At 65.9% G+C, this 20,153-nt stretch carries 19 protein-coding genes and 1 riboswitch; of the genes, 13 read left to right on the top strand and 6 right to left on the bottom strand.

Features of this window, described 5'->3' with window-relative positions; translation table 11 throughout:
* Positions 1 to 16: 16 nt before the first annotated feature.
* On the top strand, positions 17 to 982 hold the full coding sequence (locus WIMU1_RS24935) for a class I SAM-dependent methyltransferase (protein WP_062801166.1): 966 nt from the start codon (positions 17 to 19) through the stop codon (positions 980 to 982).
* A 67-nt stretch (positions 983 to 1,049) separates the two neighbouring features.
* Here WIMU1_RS24935 and WIMU1_RS24930 read toward each other — a convergent pair whose 3' ends face one another.
* Complete coding sequence (locus tag WIMU1_RS24930; RefSeq protein ID WP_062801135.1) at positions 1,050 to 1,763, bottom strand: HNH endonuclease family protein; 714 nt, start codon at positions 1,761 to 1,763, stop codon at positions 1,050 to 1,052.
* A gap of 36 nt (positions 1,764 to 1,799) precedes the next feature.
* On the opposite strand from WIMU1_RS24930, the gene WIMU1_RS24925 reads away from it, so the two are divergent.
* Positions 1,800 to 2,990: a THUMP-like domain-containing protein gene (locus tag WIMU1_RS24925; protein WP_062801165.1), complete on the top strand. Its 1,191-nt coding sequence runs from the start codon at positions 1,800 to 1,802 to the stop codon at positions 2,988 to 2,990.
* A 22-nt stretch (positions 2,991 to 3,012) separates the two neighbouring features.
* On the opposite strand, the gene WIMU1_RS24920 is transcribed toward WIMU1_RS24925, so the two are convergent.
* The gene (locus WIMU1_RS24920; protein ID WP_062801133.1) at positions 3,013 to 4,314 is read right to left on the bottom strand and encodes a lactonase family protein; all 1,302 of its coding nucleotides are present in this window, start codon (positions 4,312 to 4,314) and stop codon (positions 3,013 to 3,015) included.
* A gap of 93 nt (positions 4,315 to 4,407) precedes the next feature.
* Between WIMU1_RS24920 and WIMU1_RS24915 the strand changes: the two genes are divergently transcribed.
* Complete coding sequence (locus WIMU1_RS24915; RefSeq protein ID WP_023963874.1) at positions 4,408 to 5,154, top strand: acyltransferase; 747 nt, start codon at positions 4,408 to 4,410, stop codon at positions 5,152 to 5,154.
* 91 nt (positions 5,155 to 5,245) lie between these two features.
* On the opposite strand, the gene WIMU1_RS24910 is transcribed toward WIMU1_RS24915, so the two are convergent.
* From WIMU1_RS24910 to WIMU1_RS24900, 3 genes are read right to left on the bottom strand one after another with little or no spacing between them, the layout of a single operon-like run.
* Complete coding sequence (locus WIMU1_RS24910; RefSeq protein ID WP_062801132.1) at positions 5,246 to 6,517, bottom strand: glycosyltransferase family 4 protein; 1,272 nt, start codon at positions 6,515 to 6,517, stop codon at positions 5,246 to 5,248.
* Positions 6,514 to 8,085 carry a 1,4-alpha-glucan branching protein domain-containing protein gene (locus tag WIMU1_RS24905; protein ID WP_084248557.1) on the bottom strand — a complete coding sequence of 524 codons (1,572 nt, stop codon included), beginning with the start codon at positions 8,083 to 8,085 and terminating at the stop codon, positions 6,514 to 6,516. The genes WIMU1_RS24910 and WIMU1_RS24905 overlap by 4 nt, the downstream gene beginning before the upstream one ends.
* Positions 8,082 to 8,903: a class I SAM-dependent methyltransferase gene (locus tag WIMU1_RS24900; protein ID WP_084248556.1), complete on the bottom strand. Its 822-nt coding sequence runs from the start codon at positions 8,901 to 8,903 to the stop codon at positions 8,082 to 8,084. Before WIMU1_RS24900 ends, WIMU1_RS24905 begins: the two co-directional genes overlap by 4 nt.
* A 213-nt stretch (positions 8,904 to 9,116) precedes the next feature.
* Between WIMU1_RS24900 and WIMU1_RS24895 the strand changes: the two genes are divergently transcribed.
* The 7 genes from WIMU1_RS24895 (at position 9,117) to WIMU1_RS24865 (ending at position 16,170) form a co-directional block, all read left to right on the top strand.
* A complete protein-coding gene (locus tag WIMU1_RS24895; RefSeq protein WP_023963866.1) occupies positions 9,117 to 9,902 on the top strand; it encodes an electron transfer flavoprotein subunit beta/FixA family protein in 786 nt (261 codons plus the stop codon).
* 51 nt (positions 9,903 to 9,953) lie between these two features.
* A complete protein-coding gene (locus tag WIMU1_RS24890; RefSeq protein WP_062801131.1) occupies positions 9,954 to 10,910 on the top strand; it encodes an electron transfer flavoprotein subunit alpha/FixB family protein in 957 nt (318 codons plus the stop codon).
* Between the two features lie 132 nt (positions 10,911 to 11,042).
* On the top strand, positions 11,043 to 11,852 hold the full coding sequence (locus WIMU1_RS24885; protein ID WP_062801160.1) for a GNAT family N-acetyltransferase: 810 nt from the start codon (positions 11,043 to 11,045) through the stop codon (positions 11,850 to 11,852).
* Positions 11,849 to 12,733 (top strand): lysophospholipid acyltransferase family protein, encoded by an 885-nt coding sequence (locus tag WIMU1_RS24880; RefSeq protein ID WP_062801130.1) that lies wholly within the window; start codon positions 11,849 to 11,851, stop codon positions 12,731 to 12,733. The genes WIMU1_RS24885 and WIMU1_RS24880 overlap by 4 nt, the downstream gene beginning before the upstream one ends.
* Before the next feature lie 61 nt (positions 12,734 to 12,794).
* Complete coding sequence (locus WIMU1_RS24875; protein WP_062801128.1) at positions 12,795 to 14,012, top strand: cysteine desulfurase family protein; 1,218 nt, start codon at positions 12,795 to 12,797, stop codon at positions 14,010 to 14,012.
* Positions 14,012 to 15,160 carry a tRNA 2-thiouridine(34) synthase MnmA gene (gene mnmA, locus WIMU1_RS24870; RefSeq protein ID WP_062801127.1) on the top strand — a complete coding sequence of 383 codons (1,149 nt, stop codon included), beginning with the start codon at positions 14,012 to 14,014 and terminating at the stop codon, positions 15,158 to 15,160. The genes WIMU1_RS24875 and mnmA overlap by 1 nt, the downstream gene beginning before the upstream one ends.
* Positions 15,157 to 16,170, top strand: a complete 1,014-nt coding sequence (locus WIMU1_RS24865; protein ID WP_062801125.1) for a uroporphyrinogen decarboxylase/cobalamine-independent methonine synthase family protein — start codon at positions 15,157 to 15,159, stop codon at positions 16,168 to 16,170. Before mnmA ends, WIMU1_RS24865 begins: the two co-directional genes overlap by 4 nt.
* 231 nt (positions 16,171 to 16,401) lie before the next feature.
* On the opposite strand, the gene WIMU1_RS24860 is transcribed toward WIMU1_RS24865, so the two are convergent.
* The gene (locus WIMU1_RS24860; RefSeq protein ID WP_062801123.1) at positions 16,402 to 16,806 is read right to left on the bottom strand and encodes an MmcQ/YjbR family DNA-binding protein; all 405 of its coding nucleotides are present in this window, start codon (positions 16,804 to 16,806) and stop codon (positions 16,402 to 16,404) included.
* Positions 16,807 to 16,850: 44 nt separating this feature from the next.
* A riboswitch (cobalamin riboswitch) is annotated at positions 16,851 to 17,065 on the top strand.
* A 124-nt stretch (positions 17,066 to 17,189) separates the two neighbouring features.
* Here WIMU1_RS24860 and WIMU1_RS24855 point away from each other — a divergent pair.
* Genes WIMU1_RS24855 through WIMU1_RS24845 form a run of 3 tightly spaced genes read left to right on the top strand, consistent with a single transcriptional unit; the run spans position 17,190 to position 20,068 of the window.
* Positions 17,190 to 18,227, top strand: coding sequence for a FecCD family ABC transporter permease (locus WIMU1_RS24855; RefSeq protein WP_062801158.1), 1,038 nt, complete (start codon positions 17,190 to 17,192; stop codon positions 18,225 to 18,227).
* A complete protein-coding gene (locus tag WIMU1_RS24850; protein WP_062801122.1) occupies positions 18,227 to 19,063 on the top strand; it encodes an ABC transporter ATP-binding protein in 837 nt (278 codons plus the stop codon). The genes WIMU1_RS24855 and WIMU1_RS24850 overlap by 1 nt, the downstream gene beginning before the upstream one ends.
* Positions 19,064 to 20,068, top strand: coding sequence for an ABC transporter substrate-binding protein (locus WIMU1_RS24845; protein ID WP_062801120.1), 1,005 nt, complete (start codon positions 19,064 to 19,066; stop codon positions 20,066 to 20,068).
* Positions 20,069 to 20,153 lie beyond the last annotated feature (85 nt).

Below are 20,153 nucleotides of genomic sequence, written 5' to 3'. Positions count from 1 at the left end.
AGCAGTTGTGGAACCAATGACTTCGCCTACCAGTGATCCCGCTCCCAACCCGCATGCCACCGCGGACGAGGTCGAGGCCGCACTCGCAGACACCAAGCTCGCGCAGGTTCTCTACCACGACTGGGAAGCCGAGACCTACGACGACAAGTGGTCGATCAGCTACGACGAGCGCTGCATCGACTACGCCAGGGGTCGCTTCGACGCCGTTGCGGCCGACGAGCCGTTGCCGTACGGGCACGCGCTCGAATTGGGTTGTGGCACGGGATTTTTCCTGCTCAATCTCATGCAGGGTGGGATCGCGACAAAAGGTTCGGTGACCGATCTGTCGCCGGGCATGGTGAAGGTGGCGTTGCGCAACGCGGCGAACCTGGGCCTCGACGTCGATGGCCGGGTGGCCGACGCAGAGACGATTCCCTACGACGACAACACCTTCGACCTCGTGGTGGGTCATGCGGTGCTCCATCACATCCCCGACGTCGAGAAGTCGCTGCGCGAGGTGCTGCGAGTACTCAAACCCGGGGGACGGTTCATCTTCGCCGGCGAACCGTCGACCATCGGTGACTTCTACGCACGGTGGCTCTCGCGTGCCACGTGGGCAGCGACGACGAAGGTCACCAAACTGGGGCCGCTGCAAGGCTGGCGCCGACCGCAGGCCGAACTCGACGAGTCGTCGCGCGCTGCGGCGCTCGAGGCGGTCGTCGACATCCACACCTTCGATCCCAGCGACCTGGAGCGGATGTCCACATCAGCCGGAGCTGTGAACGTGAAGACCGCAACCGAAGAGTTTGCCGCCGCCATGCTGGGCTGGCCGGTTCGGACCTTCGAGGCCGCCGTTCCGCCGGAGAAGCTCGGCTGGGGCTGGGCGCGGTTCGCGTTCGGCGGCTGGAAGCGGCTCACCTGGGTGGACGAGACCATCTTGCGAAAAGTGGTGCCGCCCAAGTTCTTCTACAACGTGATCATCACGGGCACCAAGCCGGAGTAGTTCCGGGCCCGCCTGAGTCGGAAAAGGATGCAGGCGCTCACGGCGACAGCCCGGTCCGTGTAGTCGATCAGCAGGTGGCCACGATTTGGGCCATGGCTTGCTTCTCGGCTTCCGTGACCCACAGGCTGTAACGCGCCTTGACGTCGATCTGCCGAGACACATAGGTGCAACGGTAGGACTTGTTGGGTGGAAGCCAGGTGGCCGCATCGCCCGCGCCCTTGCTCTGGTTGGTCGGCCCGTCGGTGGCCTGCAGATTGGCCGGGTCGTTCGCGAAGTCTGTCCGCTTGGTGCGGTCCCATTGCGCTGCTCCCTTCTGCCAGGCGTCGGACAACGCTACGACGTGGTCGATTTGTACTGCGGGAGAGGTTTTCTCGCCTCGGACGAAGTCGATGCGACGGCCGGTGTAGGGGTCGTCCAGGACGCCGGTGAGAATGACACATTCGCGTGTACCGGGCTTCACCGTGACAACAGTCAGGTCGCGACGCAGGATGTCGTTGCGGGTGTCACATCCGTTGTGGCCCTGCGCGACATTCACGTCGTCGGTCCACGCCTGCCCGAATTGCTCGCGGCTGTAGCCGGTTTTGGGCGCCCGGCCCTTGACCGTCAGCGAGTCGAGCCGAGCAAGCACAGGGCTCTGGGCCGTCGGCGCGTCGGGTTGGGCAGGGCGGGCCGCGGTCTGACTCCCGGGCGGGACGGGCGCGTCCTCGATCTGACAGGAGGCGACTGCCAGCACACTCAACAACGTGAGCGCCAGGTGGCGGCCCTGTTCGGGTCGGTTCACGTTCTCCTCGGTTTCGGCACGGATACTGTTATACCCGTGGGCTACGACTTCTCGACCGACGATGTGGCGTTCCTTCGTTCCGAAACCGGACGCGAGGCACTGCGGTTGGCGGATTCGCTTGCTCTGCAGCCGGATTCATTGATGACCGACATCGGACGCCTGACCGCTGCCTATCCCGGACGGCAGGCGGCGCTGGTGGAGACGGTCACGTGCCGCCGTCGGGCAGTCGGGAAACTGCGCGACCCGCATCGCTGGCTACTGACCTCTGACGCCCTGCAACAGGCCACCGCCTACCCGGTCGCCGATCACCGGGCAGCTGAACTCGCCGCCCGATATCCCGGTGCCACCGTCCACGACGTGACCTGCTCGGTAGGCGCCGATCTCGCGTCGCTGACGCAGGCCGACGGGTTGGGCGGCGTGATCGGCAGCGACATCGACCAGATCAGGATGGCGATGGCGGCGCACAACGTGCCCCAGGCCGCGCTGGCCCGCGCCGATGCACTCACGCCGACGAGTGCTGCCGACGTCTATGTGGCCGACCCCGCACGCCGCAGCGGGGGTCGCCGGAGCTTCCGGATCGAGGACACCGCGCCGCCGCTCCTGGAACTGCTGACCGTCTACGCCGGCCGGTCACTGGTGGTCAAGTGCGCGCCCGGGCTCGACTACCGACTCTTGCGCGATCGTTACGGATTCGCCGGCGAAGTACAGATCATCTCGCTGAACGGCGCGGTGCGCGAAGCGTGCCTGTGGAACGACCCCCGCCCTGGCGTCAAGCGCCGGGCAACCGTGATCCGCACGGACGGCTCAGGTTTCGAGATCACCGACGCTGCCGACGACGATGCAGGCGTCGATGACGCAGGGGAGTGGATCTTGGACCCGGACGGCGCCGTCGTCCGGGCCGGTCTGGTCCGCCACTTCGCAAAAGCCCACCGGCTGTGGCAACTCGACCCCCAGATCGCCTATCTCAGCGGCGATCACCTGCCGACGGGTGAACGCGGATGGCGGGTCATGGAACAGTTCAACTTCTCGGAGAAACACCTCAAGCGACGCCTGGGCGAGTTGGGTTGTGGCACCCTCGAAATTCTGGTTCGCGGTCTCGACATCGACCCCGACAGGTTGCGGAAGAGACTGAAGCTCAAGGGTTCTGCGGCCCACGCTGTGGTGATCACCAGGATCGGGCGGCGCGGGGTGATGTTCATCTGCGAAGAGGGGGTGCGGCAACGCTGATGACCACCGCGATGTGTGCGGTCTATTTGTCCTTCGGTGCGTCGTAGAAGTAGACCTCACCGAGGTTGGTCGCAGTCGCGACCTGCCCGGTGTTCGACACGGCCACACCCGTGGTGAAACCGACCGACCCGGGGATCGCAAACTTCCGCACCGTGGCACCGTCGGCGGAATCTACCTCCATCAATGTCAGTTCGTCCGCGTTGTTCTCGCGCACGACCGTCCAGGCGGTCCCGGAGGTGGTGAGTGCCGACAGCCCCACCGATTGCACATCGGTGCGTTGCCACACTCGTTCGGCCTTGTCGCCCAGATCTCGGTAGGCGCGCACCGGTGCGTTGAGCAGTCCGGTCGGGATGATCAGGCCGTCGGGTGAGACTGTCATCGTCCCGAAACCGTAGTTGTCCACGAAGTAGTCCCATTTGGGCGTGCCGGTGAGGGCGTCGAGGGCGTAGATGCTGCCGAGGCGGTTGAACACGTACAGCGTGCGACCGTCGGCCGACAAGGTGGGCGTCCCGATGACGCCGCCCGGGATCTCCGCTTGCCACGACTCGCGAATCGAGCGGGTGCCGTTCTCCTCGGAGTAGTCGTAGCCGCGGACCCCAGATGCGATGACACCCTCGGGCCAGTAGTTCAGATAGAAGCGCTCGCGATCGGAATCGACTGCGGGAGGCGCCTGGACGGGGCAACGAGGACCACCCGAGACGCAGTCGCCGAGGCCGTACAGCGGCTGTGCCGGGTCGGCATCAGGACGCAACGCGATACCCGGCGCGGCAAGTTTGCCGGTCTGCGAGTCGAACAGCAGGATCTGGCCGAGATGGCTCACCATCAGCACCAGCCCGGGCGCCGCGAACTTTGCCGAGAGCGGCACGCCGACGACGCCGAAACGCCACCGGAAATCACCTGCTCCGTTGAGCCCGTAGAACATGCCGGCGTCACCGATGTAGATGTTCTCGTACTGATCGAACAGCATCGAATTGAGTTCGATGCCCGGTCCGTAGTACTTGCAGAAGTTCTTCCGTCCGGCCCGCTGATCGAAGAGGAATGTGTTGCAGCCCCCGGGGGTGGCGGCCGTGACGCCTACGTTGGATCGACCGGAGATCGTCAGGGGCGAGGAAATCGGCCCACCGACCGGCCGCGACCACGAGAGCTCGAGTTCGCCGGTCTTGGGATACACGAAGTTCGAGTTGTGGGCGTTGCCCCCATAGCTGGACCAGCCTGCGCTGGCCACCGAACGCACGTCGTCGACACCGTCAGAGCACGAACTGAGCAGAACGGCCAGCAACATCACCAGGGCCGCGGCGGCTCGTGCGGTGGTCCGGCGCCCCATCGTGCTCCTCTTCGTTGCTTCGGCAGATCGGGCCTGAGCCTATCGCGAGTGACCCGCAGGATCGGGTATCGGCGTCCATTAGTGTTCGTATCCATGACGAGCATGTGGAACGCACCGCTGCATCGCCGGTGGCGTGCTGGAATGCGGCGGGAGCCGGAGCAGGCCCGTTTCCTCACCCGGGAATCGCTGCGGTGGGTGCTGGAACATCGGGCGTACACACCCTGGTATCTGGTGCGGTATGTACGGCTCCTCCGGTTCAAACTCGCCAACCCACACGTGATCCTGCGCGGGATGGTGTTCCTCGGCAAGAACGTGGAGATCCACGCGACCCCTGAACTGTCCCGGCTCGAGATCGGCCGGTGGGTACACATCGGAGACGGGAACTCGATCAGGTGCCACGAGGGTTCGCTGCGCATCGGCGACAAGGTCGTCTTCGGTGAGAACAACGTCGTCAACACCTACCTGGACATCGAGATCGGCGCGTCGACTTTGGTCGCGGACTGGTGTTACATCTGCGACTTCGACCACCGGATGGACGACATCACCGTTGCCATCAAAGACCAGGGGATCGTCAAGGGGCCCGTGCGGATCGGCCCGGACACCTGGATCGCCGCCAAGGTGTCGGTGCTCCGCAACACCCTGGTCGGCAGGGGTTGTGTGCTCGGATCTCACGCGGTGGTGAAAGGGACGATCCCGGACTACTCCATCGCGGTCGGTGCGCCGGCGCGAGTGGTGAAGAACCGCATGGACGACTGGGCGAGCAACGCTGCCGAGCGAGCCGAACTGGAGCGTGCTCTCGCCGACATCGAACGGAAGAAGGCTGCTGCCCAAGGGGATTGAGCCCACGGGGATTGAGCCCAGGGGATTGAGACCAGGCGGTTCAGGCCGGGGGGATCGAACCGGCAGGCCGGATGGCCCTCACGTCGACGGATCAGATCGGTTGAGCGGGGTCCCGCTCGGGCAGTGGCCTGTCGACGATGGTCGGCCGCCCCAGTGGGCGCCGTGGGCGCCGTGTGGCCTTCTCGTAGACAGCCGCCGTGCGCGCCGCGACCTGATCCCAGGCGAATCCCTGTGACACCCGGACGCGCGCGGCGATGGCGCGCTGTTGGGCGGCCACGGGGTCGGCGAGAGCGGCGCGGATCGCAGCCGTGAGGCCACCGACGTCGGCCGGGGCGAAACTGAGCCCGGTGACCCGGTCGGTGACGGCCTCGCCGAGACCGCCGGCGGTCGAGGTGACCAGCGGGGCGCCGGTGGCCGCCGCCTCCAGGGCGACGATCCCGAACGGTTCGTATCTGCTGGGAAGCACCATCACGTCGCAGTCCTTCATCAGTTCGGCCAGTCCCGCCTTGTCGACGGCACCGACGAAACGGACCGCCCGCGACACCTTGTGGTCGCGGGCGACCTCCCGCAGCCACGACAACTGCGTGCCGTCACCAGCGACCGTCAGCACTGCTCCCCGGTGGGTGCGCCGAATGCGTGCAAGGGCCGCGATGGCGTCCTGGACACCTTTCTCGTATTCCAGGCGCCCCGCGAACAACAGGCGCGGGGGGCCGTCGTGCGCGACGCGGCGCGCGAATGGCCACGCATCGATGTCGATGCCGTTGTGGATGGTATGGATCTCGGCCAGTTCGGGGCCGAACAACCGATGCACCTCGTCCCGCATCGACGCCGAACAGGTGATCACGGCGTCGGACTCGGCTGCCAGCCACCACTCCACCGAGTGAACCTGCTTGTTCACCCGTCCGCTGACCCATCCGCTGTGCCGGCCCGCTTCGGTGGCGTGGAAGGTACTCACCAACGGCACGTCGAAGTGTTCGGCCAGAGCTATCGCCGGATGGGCGACGAGCCAGTCGTGGGCGTGTACGACGTCGGGCACCCACGTGCCCTCGCCGTCAACGTCTTTCGGATACCCGAGCCCGAGACCGGCGCGGATGAGCGTGTGGCCGAGAGCCAGGACCCATGCCATCATGTCCTCACCGAACACAAAATGCGGGGGATCTTCGGCCGCGGCGATCACGCGAACCCCGTCGCACACCGTGTCGGTGCCCGGATGTGTGAGTCCGTCGCTGCCCGTGGGTTGTCGCGACAACACCACCACGTCGTGCCCCGCTCGGGCGAGCTCGGTTGCCAGGTGGTGGACGTGCCTTCCGAGGCCGCCGACCACCACCGGGGGATACTCCCAGGAGACGACCAGGATCCTCATGTGATCGCGTCGGCGGGCAATCGGCGGGCGTCGAGTCCGGGGAATACGTTGTCGGCGAGATTCCAACGCGCGGAGAGGGTTTCGGCCCATTGTTCCCGACCCCGGTCGGCGTTGTCGCAGATCTCCCTGGCAGCGTGTGCGTGGGTGTACAGGCGCCGGCGCGCATAGTCGGCTGCGGTGTTCTTCGACACCATGAAGGGCCAGTCGGACGACAGCATCATCAGCGTCTCGCGCAGGATCTGATCACTGACCCGGTCACGTCGGCGGCCGTGATCGTTCATGCGTTTGTCGACGGTCGCCAGGGCTGCGGTGACGACCTCGGCGTTGATTCGGACCAGATCGTGGACCTGCGGCCCGTTCCACACCCGCCAGTCTTTGCCTGAGCCCCAGGAGGTCTCGGGAAGGTCGACCGGATCGCCGACGAAGCCCCCGGCTTTGGCGCTCTGCAGGCTGCCCACACGGACGCCGGCGCGCGGGAGTGCACGCAACACTGCATCGAGCCATTGGGGGCCTTCATGCCACCAGTGGCCGAACAGTTCGGTGTCGAAGGCGGCGACAACCAGTGCCGGCCTTCCGATCCGTTCGGTCTCGGCGATCAACCGGGCTCGGACGTTGGTGACGAAGTCGTCGACGTGACGCTGCACAACTGCGTGGGTGCGCTCCGGTTCGTACGGCTTCTTGTCGCCGGCGGCGACGGAGCGGCCGGTCACCCGCGAGGCCTTGAGCCCGAATCGGTGGTCGTAACTGTGGAAGTCGCGGTAGGCACTGTGCCCGGGATATCCCGAGCGCGGTGACCACACCCGGTACGACACCGGCAGATCCCGGCCGAACGCGATCACATCGCTCCCACTGACCGGGCGTCCGAGTGCCGTATCCCCGTGCAGCGCAGGGCCGTCGACCATGAAGTGCTCGACGCCGGCTTCGTCGTAATCCTCTTCCATGCCGGGTGCGTAAGCGCACTCGGGTGCCCAGATCCCGCGCGGACGTGCGCCGAAGCGTTGGCCCGCATCTGCCAGTCCCTCCCGGAGGGAGAACGCCCGGAGGCGCGGATCGAGCAGGGGGCCGAAGTGATGTGCCAGCGGGCCGCCGAGCAACTCGACGGTTCCCGCGTCCACCAACGACCGGATGAGCGGGGAACCGCCGTGGCGCCAATGGCTTTCGAAGTCATCGAGAGCTTCTGCCGCACTGCGGTATTCGCGGGCACCGAGGTTGTTGATGTCGGAGGGCCGGCCGTCTGGGCTGTCTGCGACCGCGGCCTCACCGGCCCGCAGCTGCCAATCCGCGAGCCATTGATACATCGAATCCAGGCAATGCGGATCATCGAGCTGCGCCGCCAGCACCGGCGTAATCCCGAGACTCAGTTGGTCTGTGTATCCATCTGCTGCGAGTCCCCGCAGGACTGCGAACACACGTTGATAGGAGCCGGCCCACGATTGGTACAGCCACTCCTCGCCGACGGGCCATCGGCCGTGATTGGCGAGCCAGGGGAGATGCGAGTGCAGGACCAGGGCGAACATGCCGGGGACGGCGTCCGCGCCCCCGTCGTCGCGAAGACCCGCTTCGGTCACGGCTTCACCGCGACGAACAGCAGGTCGAGGCTGTTGTCGAGATCGGTGCCGGAGATGTCGAAGTCGGCGGTGCTCACCCCCGCCACGTCCGCGGTCAAGTCGTTGGGCCAGGCCTGGCCGGACAGCGCCCGGTCGATCTGGGCGTCGATGAACGAGCCACCCCATCGGGTGTCGAGTTCGCGGAGTCCCCGGCCATGACGGACGCCCAATCGCTCGATGACGGAGAAGCCCGCTGCGGAGAGCAGTTCATGGAGTTCGGCGGGATCGAGTTCCCGGGTGTGGAACGGGTTGAGTGGGGTGTCGCGGCCGGGGGAGAAGGTGATGCGGTTCGGCGTGGACATGAGCAACTCACCACCGGGTCGGAGCACCCTCAGGCACTCGGCCACGAACGCCGGCTGATCCCACAGGTGTTCGATCACCTGAAAGTTGACGACGCTGTCGATCGAGGCGTCGGCAAGGGGTAGGTCGATCAGGTTCGCCTGGTGGATGGTGAGGTGCGGGTAGCGGGCCCGCGTGTGCTCGACGGCGGACTGGTCGTAGTCGACGCACGTCACCGATCGGGCGACGGCGGAGAGCAGGTCGGCGCCATAACCCTCGCCTGATCCGGCTTCCAGGACATCGCGTCCGTGACAACGGTCGGCGATGTACTCATAGGCGACCTCGTGGCGGCGGAACCAGTAGTTCTCCTCGGGAATTCCGGGAACTGTCCGCTCCCCGGTGAGCGATAAACCCTGCTCGGGGGCTGTTGCGCCGTCCTCGGCGCCGATCGGGGCAGGCGATCCGACGGCGTTGTTGGATCCATGCGTGGGGCTGACCATCCAGCAGAGCCTAGTGGGCCGTGTGTGGAGCCGGAGGCGGACCTCACGGTGACCCTCGCGATGCGGGGTTCGGCAAGGCAGTGTGACCGACTTCATTCCCCTGCAATCGGGTGTTCGACCTGCCGGAAGTGCGCGCTAAGGTGGTAAAGAAACAGGAGTACTTACCGACGGGTAAGTTGTCCAGAACCCTACGCAGGAGGTCGACGAAGACCCATGACAAACATTGTCGTTCTGATCAAGCAGGTCCCTGACACCTACTCCGAGCGCAAGCTCAGCGACGGTGATTACACCCTCGATCGCGAAGCCGCCGACGCCGTACTCGACGAGATCAACGAGAAGGCCGTCGAAGAGGCTCTGAAGATCAAAGAAGCGGACGGCGGTGAAGTCACCGTGCTGACGGTCGGACCGGATCGCGCGACCGACGCCATCCGTAAGGCACTGTCGATGGGGGCCGACAAGGCCATCCACGTCAAGGACGACCAGATGCACGGCAGCGACGCCATCCAGACCGCATGGGTCATCGCCCGTGCGCTGGGCACCGTCGAGGGCGTCGAACTCGTCATCGCAGGCAACGAGGCCACCGACGGTCGCGTCGGCGCGGTGCCGGCCATCATCGCCGAGTATCTCGAGCTCCCGCACCTGACCCACATGCGCAAGCTCACCATCGAGGGCGACAAGATCACCGGCGAGCGTGAGACGGACGAGGGCATCTTCCATCTCGAGTCCACCCTGCCTGCCATCGTCAGCGTCGGAGAGAAGATCAACGAGCCTCGCTTCCCGTCCTTCAAGGGCATCATGGCGGCGAAAAAGAAAGAGGTTCAGGTTCTTTCGCTTGCCGACATCGGCGTCGAAGCCGAAGAGGTCGGACTGGCGAATGCCGGATCGACGGTCACCAGCGCGACCCCCAAGCCGCCGAAGAGCGCGGGCGAAAAGGTCGTCGATGAGGGTGACGGCGGCACGAAGGTCGCCGAGTTCCTGGTCGGTCAGAAGATCATCTGATCCCCGCCGATCACATCCCCCGACATCGACCACACCGCAAGGAGTTAACAAATGGCTGAAGTACTCGTCCTCGCCGAGTTGGACGCGGAAGGTGCCCTGAAGAAGGTCACTTCCGAACTCATCACCGCTGCCCGCGCACTGGGCACCCCGTCTGTTGTCGTTGCGGCCAAGCCCGGCACAACCGACGCCATCGCCGACGAGCTCAAGGAGTTCGGCGCCGAGAAGATCTACGTCGCCGAGTCCGACGACGTCGACGGCTACCTGATCACGCCGAAGGTCGACATCCTCGGCACTTTGGTGGAGCAGGTCTCCCCGGCCGGTGTCCTCGTTACCGCCAACTTCGACGGCAAAGAGATCGCCGGCCGCCTTGCCGCACGGCTCGGTTCAGGCGTTCACGCCGACGTGGTCGAGGTCAAGGAAGGCGGGGTGGGCGTCTACTCCATCTTCGGCGGCGCCTTCTCCGCCGAGGCACAGGCCGGCGGCGACGTCCCGGTGTACTCGGTGCGTCCCGGCGCGGTCGAGGCAGCCCCGCAGGCCGGCGCAGGTGAGCGCGTCGACGTCGAGGTGCCCGAGGTTCCCGAGAACGCGGTCAAGATCACCAAGGTCGAGCCGAATGTCGGCGGTGACCGTCCGGAACTGACCGAGGCCACCATCGTGGTGTCCGGTGGACGCGGCGTCGGCAGTGCCGAGAAGTTCTCTGTCGTCGAGGAACTCGCCGATTCGCTCGGTGCCGCTGTCGGTGCCTCGCGTGCGGCTGTCGACTCCGGTTACTACCCCGGCCAGTTCCAGGTCGGCCAGACCGGTAAGACCGTGTCGCCGCAACTGTATGTCGCTCTGGGTATCTCAGGCGCCATCCAGCACCGTGCGGGTATGCAGACCTCCAAGACCATCGTGGCGGTCAACAAGGACGAAGAGGCTCCCATTTTCGAGATCGCCGACTACGGCATCGTCGGTGACCTCTTCAACGTGGCACCGCAGCTCACCGAAGCGGTCAAGAAGCGCAAGTAACACCGCTCGCAGCTGAACCACAGATGACCCCCTGGCACCCTGCCGGGGGGTCATCTGCTGTTCATGCACGTTGCACCGACACGACACGCCGCCGATTCCGACCGGTCCGACGCGCTCGATACACCTGTGCCCATGAGGACACCCGCAGTCATCAGCACGACCGCACTCGTCTCCGGGCGTGACTACAGCCTGTATCTGAGTACCGACCCTTCCGACATCGACGTCATCGCACGTCTGCGTTACCAGGTCTTCGCGAACGAGCCGGGTTTCGGCGGCGCGATGGCCGGAGTCACCGACGGACGCGATTGCGACCCGTTCGACGAGTTCTGTGACCACCTCATGGTGCGCCACAACATGACCGGCGCCGTGGTCGGCTGTTATCGCCTCCTGCCGCCGCCGGGTGCCATCGCCGCCAGAGGCCCTTACACCGCTACGGAATTCGACGTCCACGAATTGGATTCGATTGCGCCGCAAACGGTCGAGATGGGCCGGGCGTGTGTTGCCCTCGAACACCGGTCCGGATCGGTCCTGGCTCTCATGTGGGCGGGCATCTTGAGGTATCTGGATCTCAGTGGCTACCGATACCTGATGGGTGCGACCTCGGTGCCGATCTGCAAGGACAGCGACCGCGACCGGCCCGGCGCACAGGTTCGCGGTATCCGGGACTTCGTGCGCGACCGGCACCGTGGTCCGTGGGAGGTGTACCCGCACAGGCCGGTGGTGCTCGACGGCCTGCGGCTCGACGACATCGCACCGCCCGAACGCCTGGCATTCCCGCCCCTGCTCAGTGGATATCTCAGGATGGGGGCCTGGGTGTGCGGAGAACCGGCCTACGACCCCGATTTCGGGGTGGCCGACTTCTTCACGGTGATCGATCGCGAGCGCGCGAACACCAGGTACCTGGACCGGCTTCGCCAGGCTGCCGAGCGGGTACCCGGATGACAGACGACCCGATGGTGACGAACGCGCCCGCTCGGCACAGCTGGTTTCCGGCGAGTGCCTGTGACAGCAGTTGCCTGTCCACCTCGAGCTGCGCAGCGGGGCGGGTACGCAGGAGCTGGCGCGTCATCGCACTGCTGACCACCGTGGCGGTCGCGGTCACCCTCGGGGTCCTGGTGCCTCTGCTGCCACGGTCGGCGCGTGCCGGGTACGTGCGGTGGATGGCTGTCCTGTTGCTGGCTTCGATCGGCATCCGGGTACGCGTCCGGCACAGCGAATTGTCTGCGGGACATCCGCGGGCCGCAGGCGCAGGCCTCATCGTCGCCAACCACATCTCGTTCCTGGACATCCTCGCGATCGCCACCGTCAGCCCTGCCCGCTTCGTGGCCAAGGCAGAACTGACCCGATGGCCGGTGATCGGAACGCTCACCCGTCGCCTGGGTGTGATCCCGATCCGCCGTGAGTCGTTGCGCGACCTCCCATCCGTCATCTCGGACGCCGTCGACGGACTCCGAGCGGGGGACAACGTCGGGTTGTTCCCCGAGGGGACGACGCGATGCGGTCGCGGCGGTGGTCGTTTCCGCCCCGCGATCTTCCAGGCCGCGGTCGAAACGGGGGTTCCGGTCCAGCCTCTGGTGGTGAGTTTTCACACACCGGACGGCGCGATCAGCCCGGTCGCGGCCTTCATCGGAACCGACAACATCGTCGACACGATGGGTCGGGTCCTGCGGGCCAAAGGTCTGACCGTGCACGTCCGCCTCTGCGAACCCCAATGGCCGGGATCGGACCGACGTGAGCTCGCCGACCGCTGCGAGCGGATCGTGTTCGGAGAACCTTCGTTGATCGGTCTCTCGTCGGACATCCCCGCCGCGATGGTGAGCTGACCACCGCACGAGACGCAGGTGGAATAGAACCTGCTCTGCGAGCGGTTATCCTGGATTGGTTATGTATTCCTCCGACCGGGCCCCGATCTACCTCGATCACGCAGCGGCAACCTCGATGGTGCCTGCAGCAGTCGTGGCGATGAGTCAGATCCTGGGCACTGCGGGCAACGCTTCGTCGCTGCACGCGTCAGGGCGGCGCGCCCGTCGGCACCTGGAGGAATCGAGGGAATCCATCGCGGCCTCGCTGGGTGCGCGACCGTCTGAGGTGGTCTTCACCGGGGGCGGAACCGAAAGCGACAATCTCGCGGTCAAAGGCATCTTCTGGGCGCGGAACAAGTCGGGTTCGCCGGCCGCCGTCCGTCGCCGCATCATTGCGTCATCCATCGAACACCACGCCGTTCTCGACCCTGTGCTCTGGCTTGCCGACACCGAGGGAGCCGAGGTCACCTGGCTACCCGTCGACCATCAGGGTCTTGTCGACCCCGCAGATCTGCGGGCCGCGCTCACCGCGCACGCAGAGGACACCGCACTGGTCAGCGTGATGTGGGCGAACAACGAGGTCGGCACCATCGAGCCGATCGCGGAGCTTGCCGCGATCTGCCGGGAGTACGGCGTTCCCATGCATTCCGACGCTGTGCAGGCGGCCGGACACCTTCCGCTCGACTTCGCCGCCAGCGGCCTCTCGGCGATGAGCATCGCCGGACACAAGTTCGGTGGGCCCCACGGGATCGGCGCGCTGTTGCTGGGCCGCGATGTGGACTGCGTGCCGCTGCTCCACGGTGGTGGGCACGAACGGGACGTTCGCTCGGGTACCCCCGACGTCGCGGCTGCGGTGGGAATGGCTGTAGCACTTGAACATTCGGTGCGAGAGCTGTCGGTCACCGTCCCGGCAGTGACGAACCTGCGTGACCAATTGTTCGCGGTGCTGACCGAGAACACCGACGACTGTGTGGTCAACGGACCCACCGGCCCCGCACGGCTGCCGGGCAACGTGCACGTGTCGTTTCCGGGCTGCGAAGGTGATTCGCTGTTGATGTTGCTCGACGCCAACGGCATCGAATGCTCCACCGGCTCGGCCTGCACCGCAGGCGTGGCCCAGGCGTCTCATGTGCTGACCGCGATGGGCGTATCCACTGCGCGGGCCCGCAGTTCGCTGCGGTTCTCACTGGCGCCCTCGACAACTAGCGATGACATCGACGCCGTAGGCGCCGTCATCGGTGAAGTGGTCTCCCGCGCCCGCGCCGCCGGGATGGCCACGGCAATGGCAGGAGAGCGCTGATGCGAGTACTCGCAGCAATGAGTGGTGGTGTCGACTCGGCGGTGGCTGCCGCACGGGCGGTTTCCGCCGGACACGACGTGGTCGGGGTACACCTGGCACTGTCCACTGCGCCCGGCGCACTGCGGACCGGATCCCGAGGTTGCTGTTCGCGGGAGGACGCGTCTGATGCCCGTCGGGCCGCAGATGTTCTCGGAATCCCTTTCTACGTCTGGGATTTCGCCGATCGCTTCAAAGATGACGTCATCGACGAGTTCGTTGCGGCGTACGCGGCCGGGCAGACCCCCAATCCCTGCCTGACATGCAACGAGAAGATCAAGTTCTCGGCTCTGGCCGAACGCGCCATCGCCCTGGGCTTCGACGCGGTTGCCACCGGCCACTACGCACGGCTCGAAGGCGGCCGGTTGCGTCGGGCGGTCGACCACGACAAAGACCAGTCGTACGTGCTCGCCGTGCTGACGCCGGAGCAGCTGTCGCGGGCGATGTTCCCCGTGGGCGACACACCCAAGGACCAGATCCGGGAAGAGGCCGCCGCTCGCGGCTTGTCCGTTGCCAACAAGCCCGATTCCCATGACATCTGCTTCATCCCCACCGGTGACACCCGGGCGTTCCTGGGTGCCACGATCGGTGTCCGGCCCGGCAAGGTCGTCGACGCCGACTCCGGTGCCGAACTGGCCCAGCACGAAGGCGTCCACGGGTTCACCATCGGACAGCGCAAGGGGCTCGGTATCGATGCACCGGCTGTCGACGGCAAACCGCGGTACGTGACCGAGATCGATCCCGACTCCGGAACCGTGACGGTGGGTTCCTCCGAGCATCTCCAGGTGTGGACGATCACCGCCCGCAAGGCCATCTGGACGTCCGGACACACTCCCACCGAACCGTTCGAGTGCATGGTCCAGGTCCGGGCACACGGCGGATTGGCGCCGGCCGTGGCCGAGGCCATCGAGCTTGAGCCTTCAGACGGTGTCGACGGACAGGGCCCGGGTATCCGCATCACCCTGCGCAGCCCTCTCACCGGGGTGGCCCGCGGGCAGGCGGCGGTGCTGTACCAGCCGGATTCGGTGTCGGGTGACCTGGTCATCGGCAGCGGACGAATTGCGGCCACCGGTTCGGTCCCGTCGGATCTCGTCAGCAGCGCCACCACGTGACCGTCCTGCCGGCCGGCACCGGAACCGGTGTCGGATCGATGCCGGGTACCGATCCGATCGAATCCGCGGGCATCAGCCTGGGCGAGTGCGAGCTGGCGTTTCTTCCCGAACTGCCGCAGCGCGGGCTCGGGGCCGACATGATCGGGCGGTCGGCTGCCCTGCTGGTGGACATGCCGATGGACACCGTGGCCTCCGGCTACCGCCTGTCGGCACGCAAATCCGGGTTGACCCGTCGCGCGCGTGACTTTCTGAACGCCGACCTCGACGCCTTCGAAGAGGCCTGGGAGCGTGCCGGGATGGCCGCGACCGACCGCTTCGTCAAGCTGCAGGCGTGCGGCCCGTTCACATTGGCCGCGTCGGTGGAACTGCGCAACGGTCACAAGATCCTGCACGATGTCGGGGCGTGGTCGGATCTCGTGGATTCGATGGCCGAGGGACTGCGAGTGCATGCCGACGAGGTCCGTCGCCGCACCGGAGCTCAGGTGATCGTCCAGATCGACGAACCGATGATCGGGCGGGTGATCGAGGGCTCGGTGGAGCCGCTCACCCGTTTCGACATCATCAGGCCCGTACCCGTCGCTGTGCTCGCCGAGAAGTACGACGGCTTCATCGATGTCGTCGGCAGGCCGGTGGTGATGCACGACTGCTCGGCGAACCTTTCGTGGGAGCTGTTGGAGCGCACCAGATTTGCTGCGGTCAGTGTGGATCTCGTCCAGATCCGCACGGCGGACCTGGACGGTATCGGGCAGCTGCTCGACGAGGGTCGGGACGTCATCCTTGGCGCCGTGCCGACAGCTGCCCCCGCAACCGAACTCGCCGCAGAACAGGTGGCCGCGTCGTGCGCCGCTCTGACCGACCGAATCGGGCTGTCCCGGAAGGTCCTGGCGGAGCAGGTGGTGATCAGTCCCGCGTGCGGTCTGGCCGGTGCCGATGCCGCCTGGGCGAAGACGGCGCTCTCGCTGTGCACCACAGCGGCGGCCGGCTTGCTCGCCGACCCGACCGCGGTATAGCGACCCGGCCCGGTCGATCGGGAACATTCATCGTCTGCGCAGCCTCTGATGAGGTATGGACAACTTCGCCTGCCGCGCACGGATATGCGCGAGACCGACGCGGGTTCGAACCGCGATGCAGGGCGGCACTTTCATCTGGCCGCTCCCGTGCCATGGCCGTGACGATGCGGGGCCCCAGCCCGCAGAGGATGGTGATGAGTTCGGCCCCGGCGCAGCAACCGAGCGATGACGTCAGGTCAGTTCGTCGGGGCGCTCGCCGGCGTCGAGCCGGGCGATCAGCTTCTTGGTCGCGACAGAGCGGTAGCTGGCATCGAGTAGTTCGGCCACCTCCGTCCAGTCCGGCCGTGCCGACAGGTCGATCCCCATCCATCCGTACGGTCCCACGTACGCCGGATAGAAGAATCGCGAGTCTTGTTCCAGTGCAACGCGTTCGGTCTGCTCCACCTTGAACAGCAGCGATTGCTCGAACTGGGGTCCACCTTTGACCCCGCCGCCGTACATGCCGAACATCTTCGCGCCGCGGAACGTCGGGCGACCGTGTGCGATCTTCTCCGTCGCATCCGGGAACGCGAGGGCGATGGTGCGCAGTCGAATCAGGACCGGGTCGTCATCGGAGTACATGATCGGGTGGGGCATGGCGACAGTCTAGAACCGGTGTCTGTTCGGGTGCCGGTGAAATGTTAGGTTGACCGGGCGTTGGTTTCCGCCGGTCAGTGACCGGCGGATCGTAAGAGGGAATCCGGTGAAGATCCGGAACTGCCCCGCAGCGGTGAGTGGAAACGAACGCGGTCACCAGCACTGGGTGTATGCCTGGGAAGCGACCGCCGGTAGGAGACACCGACTATTCGGTGTCATGTCCACGAGTCCGAAGACCTGCCAACGCGACCGCGCCGCCGGCGTGGTCGCCCGTCGACTCCGAGGGACACGGTTGACGCGGTGATGGTGTGCTCGCGCGCGCCTTCATTCGCTGACGCATGCGTACGGGTCGGCCGGCATCCGGTACAGCGGAAAGTGCGGCGATGCGCCCTCATTCGGTGACTGCGTTGGTGGTCGGGTTGTGTCTTGCGCTGGTCGCTGTGTCGGTGGTGGCACTCATGTTCGGTACCGTTCACGTTCCCTGGCGCGACACCACCTCGTTCCTCTGGGCCGAGTTGGTCGGAGGCGCAATATCCGCGGACGACGTGCCCAATTACCGGATAGTGAGCGATTCCAGAATGCCGCGACTGATCGTGGCAATGTTCGTCGGGGCCGGACTCAGTGCTGTGGGTCTGCTCGTACAGGCGATGGTGCGCAACGCATTGGCGGACCCGTATGTCCTCGGGATCTCGTCGGGGGCATCCGTGGGCGCAACCGCGGTTGTCCTGTTCGGCACTTTTGGTGCGCTGGGCATCTACGCGCTGAGTACCGCAGCGTTCCTGGGCGCCCTCGGTGCCACCGCCCTCGTCTATCTGATGGCGAGATCGGCAGCCGGATTGGTGCCTCTGCGGCTCGTGTTGACGGGAACGGCGCTCGGATACGGTTTCTCGGCGGTCACCACCGTCCTGATCTTCATGGCGCCGCAAGGTGACGGTGCGCGCAGCGTGATGTTCTGGCTCCTGGGGAGCCTGTCGGGCGTAAGCTGGGGCATGGTTCCACTGGTGGTGGTCGTCGCCGCGGTGGGAATGGTGTCCATCGCCCTGTGCGCGCGACGCCTGAACGCGTTGTCGATGGGCGACGAGGTCAGTGCCGCACTGGGACTGAACGCATCGCGGTTCAGGATCCTCCTGTTCGTCATCGCGGCCGCGATGACGGGTTGTTTCGTGTCCGTGTGTGGCGCGGTCGGATTCGTCGGTCTGGTCGTCCCACACGTGGCGCGACTGCTCGTCGGCGCCGATCACCGGCGACTCATCATCGTGACGCCCTTGCTCGGCGCCGTCTTCCTCGTTTCTGCCGACCTGTTGTCGCGCACGGTGGTACCGCCCCAGGAACTGCCACTGGGGGCGATCACCGCGGCAGTCGGGGTACCGGTGTTCGTGTTCTTGATGAAACGCCGTGATGCATCGATGGTGCAGATCTGATGCGCGTGCAGTTCGATCACGTAGACGTCGAGATCGGCGGCCGTCTGGTGGTGGGCGGCATGAACCTGACCGTCGAGGCGGGTCAGTTCGTCGGAATCGTCGGGCCCAACGGCAGCGGCAAATCCACGACGCTGCGCTGTCTGTATCGGGCGTTGAAGCCGTCCGACGGTCGTATCATGGTGGGTGAGCGCGACATTCGTGCCATCAGCATGCGCGAGAATGCCCGTCAAGTGGCCGCGTTGACCCAGGACAACACCCTGCACTTCGACTTCACAGCGCGCGAGGTGGTCGCCACCGGGCGATTGCCACACAGCGGGATCGTCGCCCGCGACCGTGCCGCCGAAGACGAGGCCATCGGGGAGGCGATGGACAAAGCCGATGCCGGGGATCTGCGCTCGCGATTGTTCTCGTCACTGTCCGGCGGTGAGAAGCAGCGCGTCCTGATCGCCCGTGCTCTGGCCCAGGAACCACAGGTGCTCGTGCTCGACGAACCGACCAATCATCTCGACGTGCAACATCAACACGGCGTGCTCGGGGCGGCAAAAGCGTTGGGCATCACGGTGATAGCGGCATTGCACGATCTCAATCTGGCCGCGCAGTACTGCGACCGTGTCCTCGTGCTCGTCGACGGCGCGGTGGTGTGTGCCGGGACCCCTCACGAGGTCTTCACCGAAACCGTGATCAACCGGTGGTTCTCGATCGGCTGCCACATCGTCGCCCATCCCCGCCTCGGCGTTCCCCAGATCATCTTCGACGGTCTCAACGGGCCTGTCTCCGACGGGCACAAGCCGGTGCCGAATTGCACACCCCACGCCCTTCACCACGAGGAGAGCTGAATGTACCGAAATCGCTGTGCCCTTGCGATGATCGTGATGGCGGTGGCAGTCAGCGCGTGCGGCGCCGACGTGGAGCAGGAGGCCCCGTCCGGCGGGCCCACGGTGACGGTGACGAATTGCGGTGCGCCACTGACGGTATCGGGGACGCCGACTCGTGTGGTGACCAATGACACCGGCATCACCGAGATGATGTTCTCGCTCGGACTGGCCGACCGGCTCGTCGGGTACACCACGTATCCCGGCAAAGAACGGGACGTGCAGACCTCGCCCTGGAAGGCGGATTTCGAATCGACCCCCGAACTGGGCAAGGCATTCACCCGGGAGATCGTGCAGGCCGCCGACCCCGATTTCGTCTTCGCCGGGTGGAACTACGGCTTCCGGGAGTCGACCGGCCTCACACCGGACTGGATCAAGCAGATCGGCGCCGTCCCGTACCAACTCACCGAGGCATGTCGTCAGCCCGGAACAACGCGCCGGGGGATCATGTCGCCGTTCGATGCGCTCTATGCCGATCTGAAGAACCTCGGCGACATCTTCGGGGTCCGCGAGCGTGCGGACAACCTGGTGGAGGAGTACCGGACCCTGGTGCGCGGGGTGAACGAGGCTGTGCCGCGAGACCGTGACCCGGCCAGGGTCTTCCTCTTCGACAGTGCCGCCCCCGAACCCTTCACCTCGGGCAGAACCGCTGCGCCCCAACAGATCATCACCGAGGCCGGTGGCCGCAACATCTTCGATGACCTGAACGACTCGTGGACCACCACCTCGTGGGAGGCCGCCGCCCAGCGTGATCCCGAGGTCATCATCATCGTCGACTACGGGGCGGGGCCGGCCGACTCCGTCGCCGCGAAGATCCGTCAGCTCGAATCGCACCCGTTGATGTCGGGTTCGACCGCGGTTCGAGAGGGACACATCATCTCGCTGCCCTACGCCGCCTTGGTGGAGGGCCCCAGGAATCCGCAGGCTGTGGTCACGGTCGGGAACTACCTACGATCCATCGGCCGCTAGAGCACTGCGGGGTCTCCACCGCGCGGTTCTTACTGATGGATCGAACCCCGCGAGTCCGGTTTCGGTGTCAGCCCTCTGGACTATC

The organism is Williamsia muralis NBRC 105860 (assembly GCF_001598915.1).
GTDB classification, from domain to species: Bacteria; Actinomycetota; Actinomycetes; order Mycobacteriales; family Mycobacteriaceae; genus Williamsia; species Williamsia muralis.
Note: the sequence above shows the minus strand (reverse complement) of the source record. Positions and strands in the feature narration are given on the sequence as shown.

Excerpts from the sequence above, each read along its gene's own strand:
- WIMU1_RS24875 (WP_062801128.1), top strand. The coding sequence starts at position 12,795 with ATGTATTCCTCCGACCGGGCCCCGATCTACCTCGATCACGCAGCGGCA.
- WIMU1_RS24895 (WP_023963866.1), top strand. The coding sequence starts at position 9,117 with ATGACAAACATTGTCGTTCTGATCAAGCAGGTCCCTGACACCTACTCC.
- WIMU1_RS24855 (WP_062801158.1), top strand. The coding sequence starts at position 17,190 with ATGCGCCCTCATTCGGTGACTGCGTTGGTGGTCGGGTTGTGTCTTGCG.
- WIMU1_RS24860 (WP_062801123.1), bottom strand. The coding sequence starts at position 16,806 with ATGCCCCACCCGATCATGTACTCCGATGACGACCCGGTCCTGATTCGA.
- WIMU1_RS24935 (WP_062801166.1), top strand. The coding sequence starts at position 17 with ATGACTTCGCCTACCAGTGATCCCGCTCCCAACCCGCATGCCACCGCG.
- WIMU1_RS24880 (WP_062801130.1), top strand. The coding sequence starts at position 11,849 with ATGACAGACGACCCGATGGTGACGAACGCGCCCGCTCGGCACAGCTGG.
- WIMU1_RS24890 (WP_062801131.1), top strand. The coding sequence starts at position 9,954 with ATGGCTGAAGTACTCGTCCTCGCCGAGTTGGACGCGGAAGGTGCCCTG.
- mnmA (WP_062801127.1), top strand. The coding sequence starts at position 14,012 with ATGCGAGTACTCGCAGCAATGAGTGGTGGTGTCGACTCGGCGGTGGCT.
- WIMU1_RS24885 (WP_062801160.1), top strand. The coding sequence starts at position 11,043 with ATGAGGACACCCGCAGTCATCAGCACGACCGCACTCGTCTCCGGGCGT.
- WIMU1_RS24900 (WP_084248556.1), bottom strand. The coding sequence starts at position 8,903 with ATGGTCAGCCCCACGCATGGATCCAACAACGCCGTCGGATCGCCTGCC.
- WIMU1_RS24920 (WP_062801133.1), bottom strand. The coding sequence starts at position 4,314 with ATGGGGCGCCGGACCACCGCACGAGCCGCCGCGGCCCTGGTGATGTTG.
- WIMU1_RS24845 (WP_062801120.1), top strand. The coding sequence starts at position 19,064 with ATGTACCGAAATCGCTGTGCCCTTGCGATGATCGTGATGGCGGTGGCA.
- WIMU1_RS24910 (WP_062801132.1), bottom strand. The coding sequence starts at position 6,517 with ATGAGGATCCTGGTCGTCTCCTGGGAGTATCCCCCGGTGGTGGTCGGC.
- WIMU1_RS24850 (WP_062801122.1), top strand. The coding sequence starts at position 18,227 with ATGCGCGTGCAGTTCGATCACGTAGACGTCGAGATCGGCGGCCGTCTG.
- WIMU1_RS24915 (WP_023963874.1), top strand. The coding sequence starts at position 4,408 with ATGACGAGCATGTGGAACGCACCGCTGCATCGCCGGTGGCGTGCTGGA.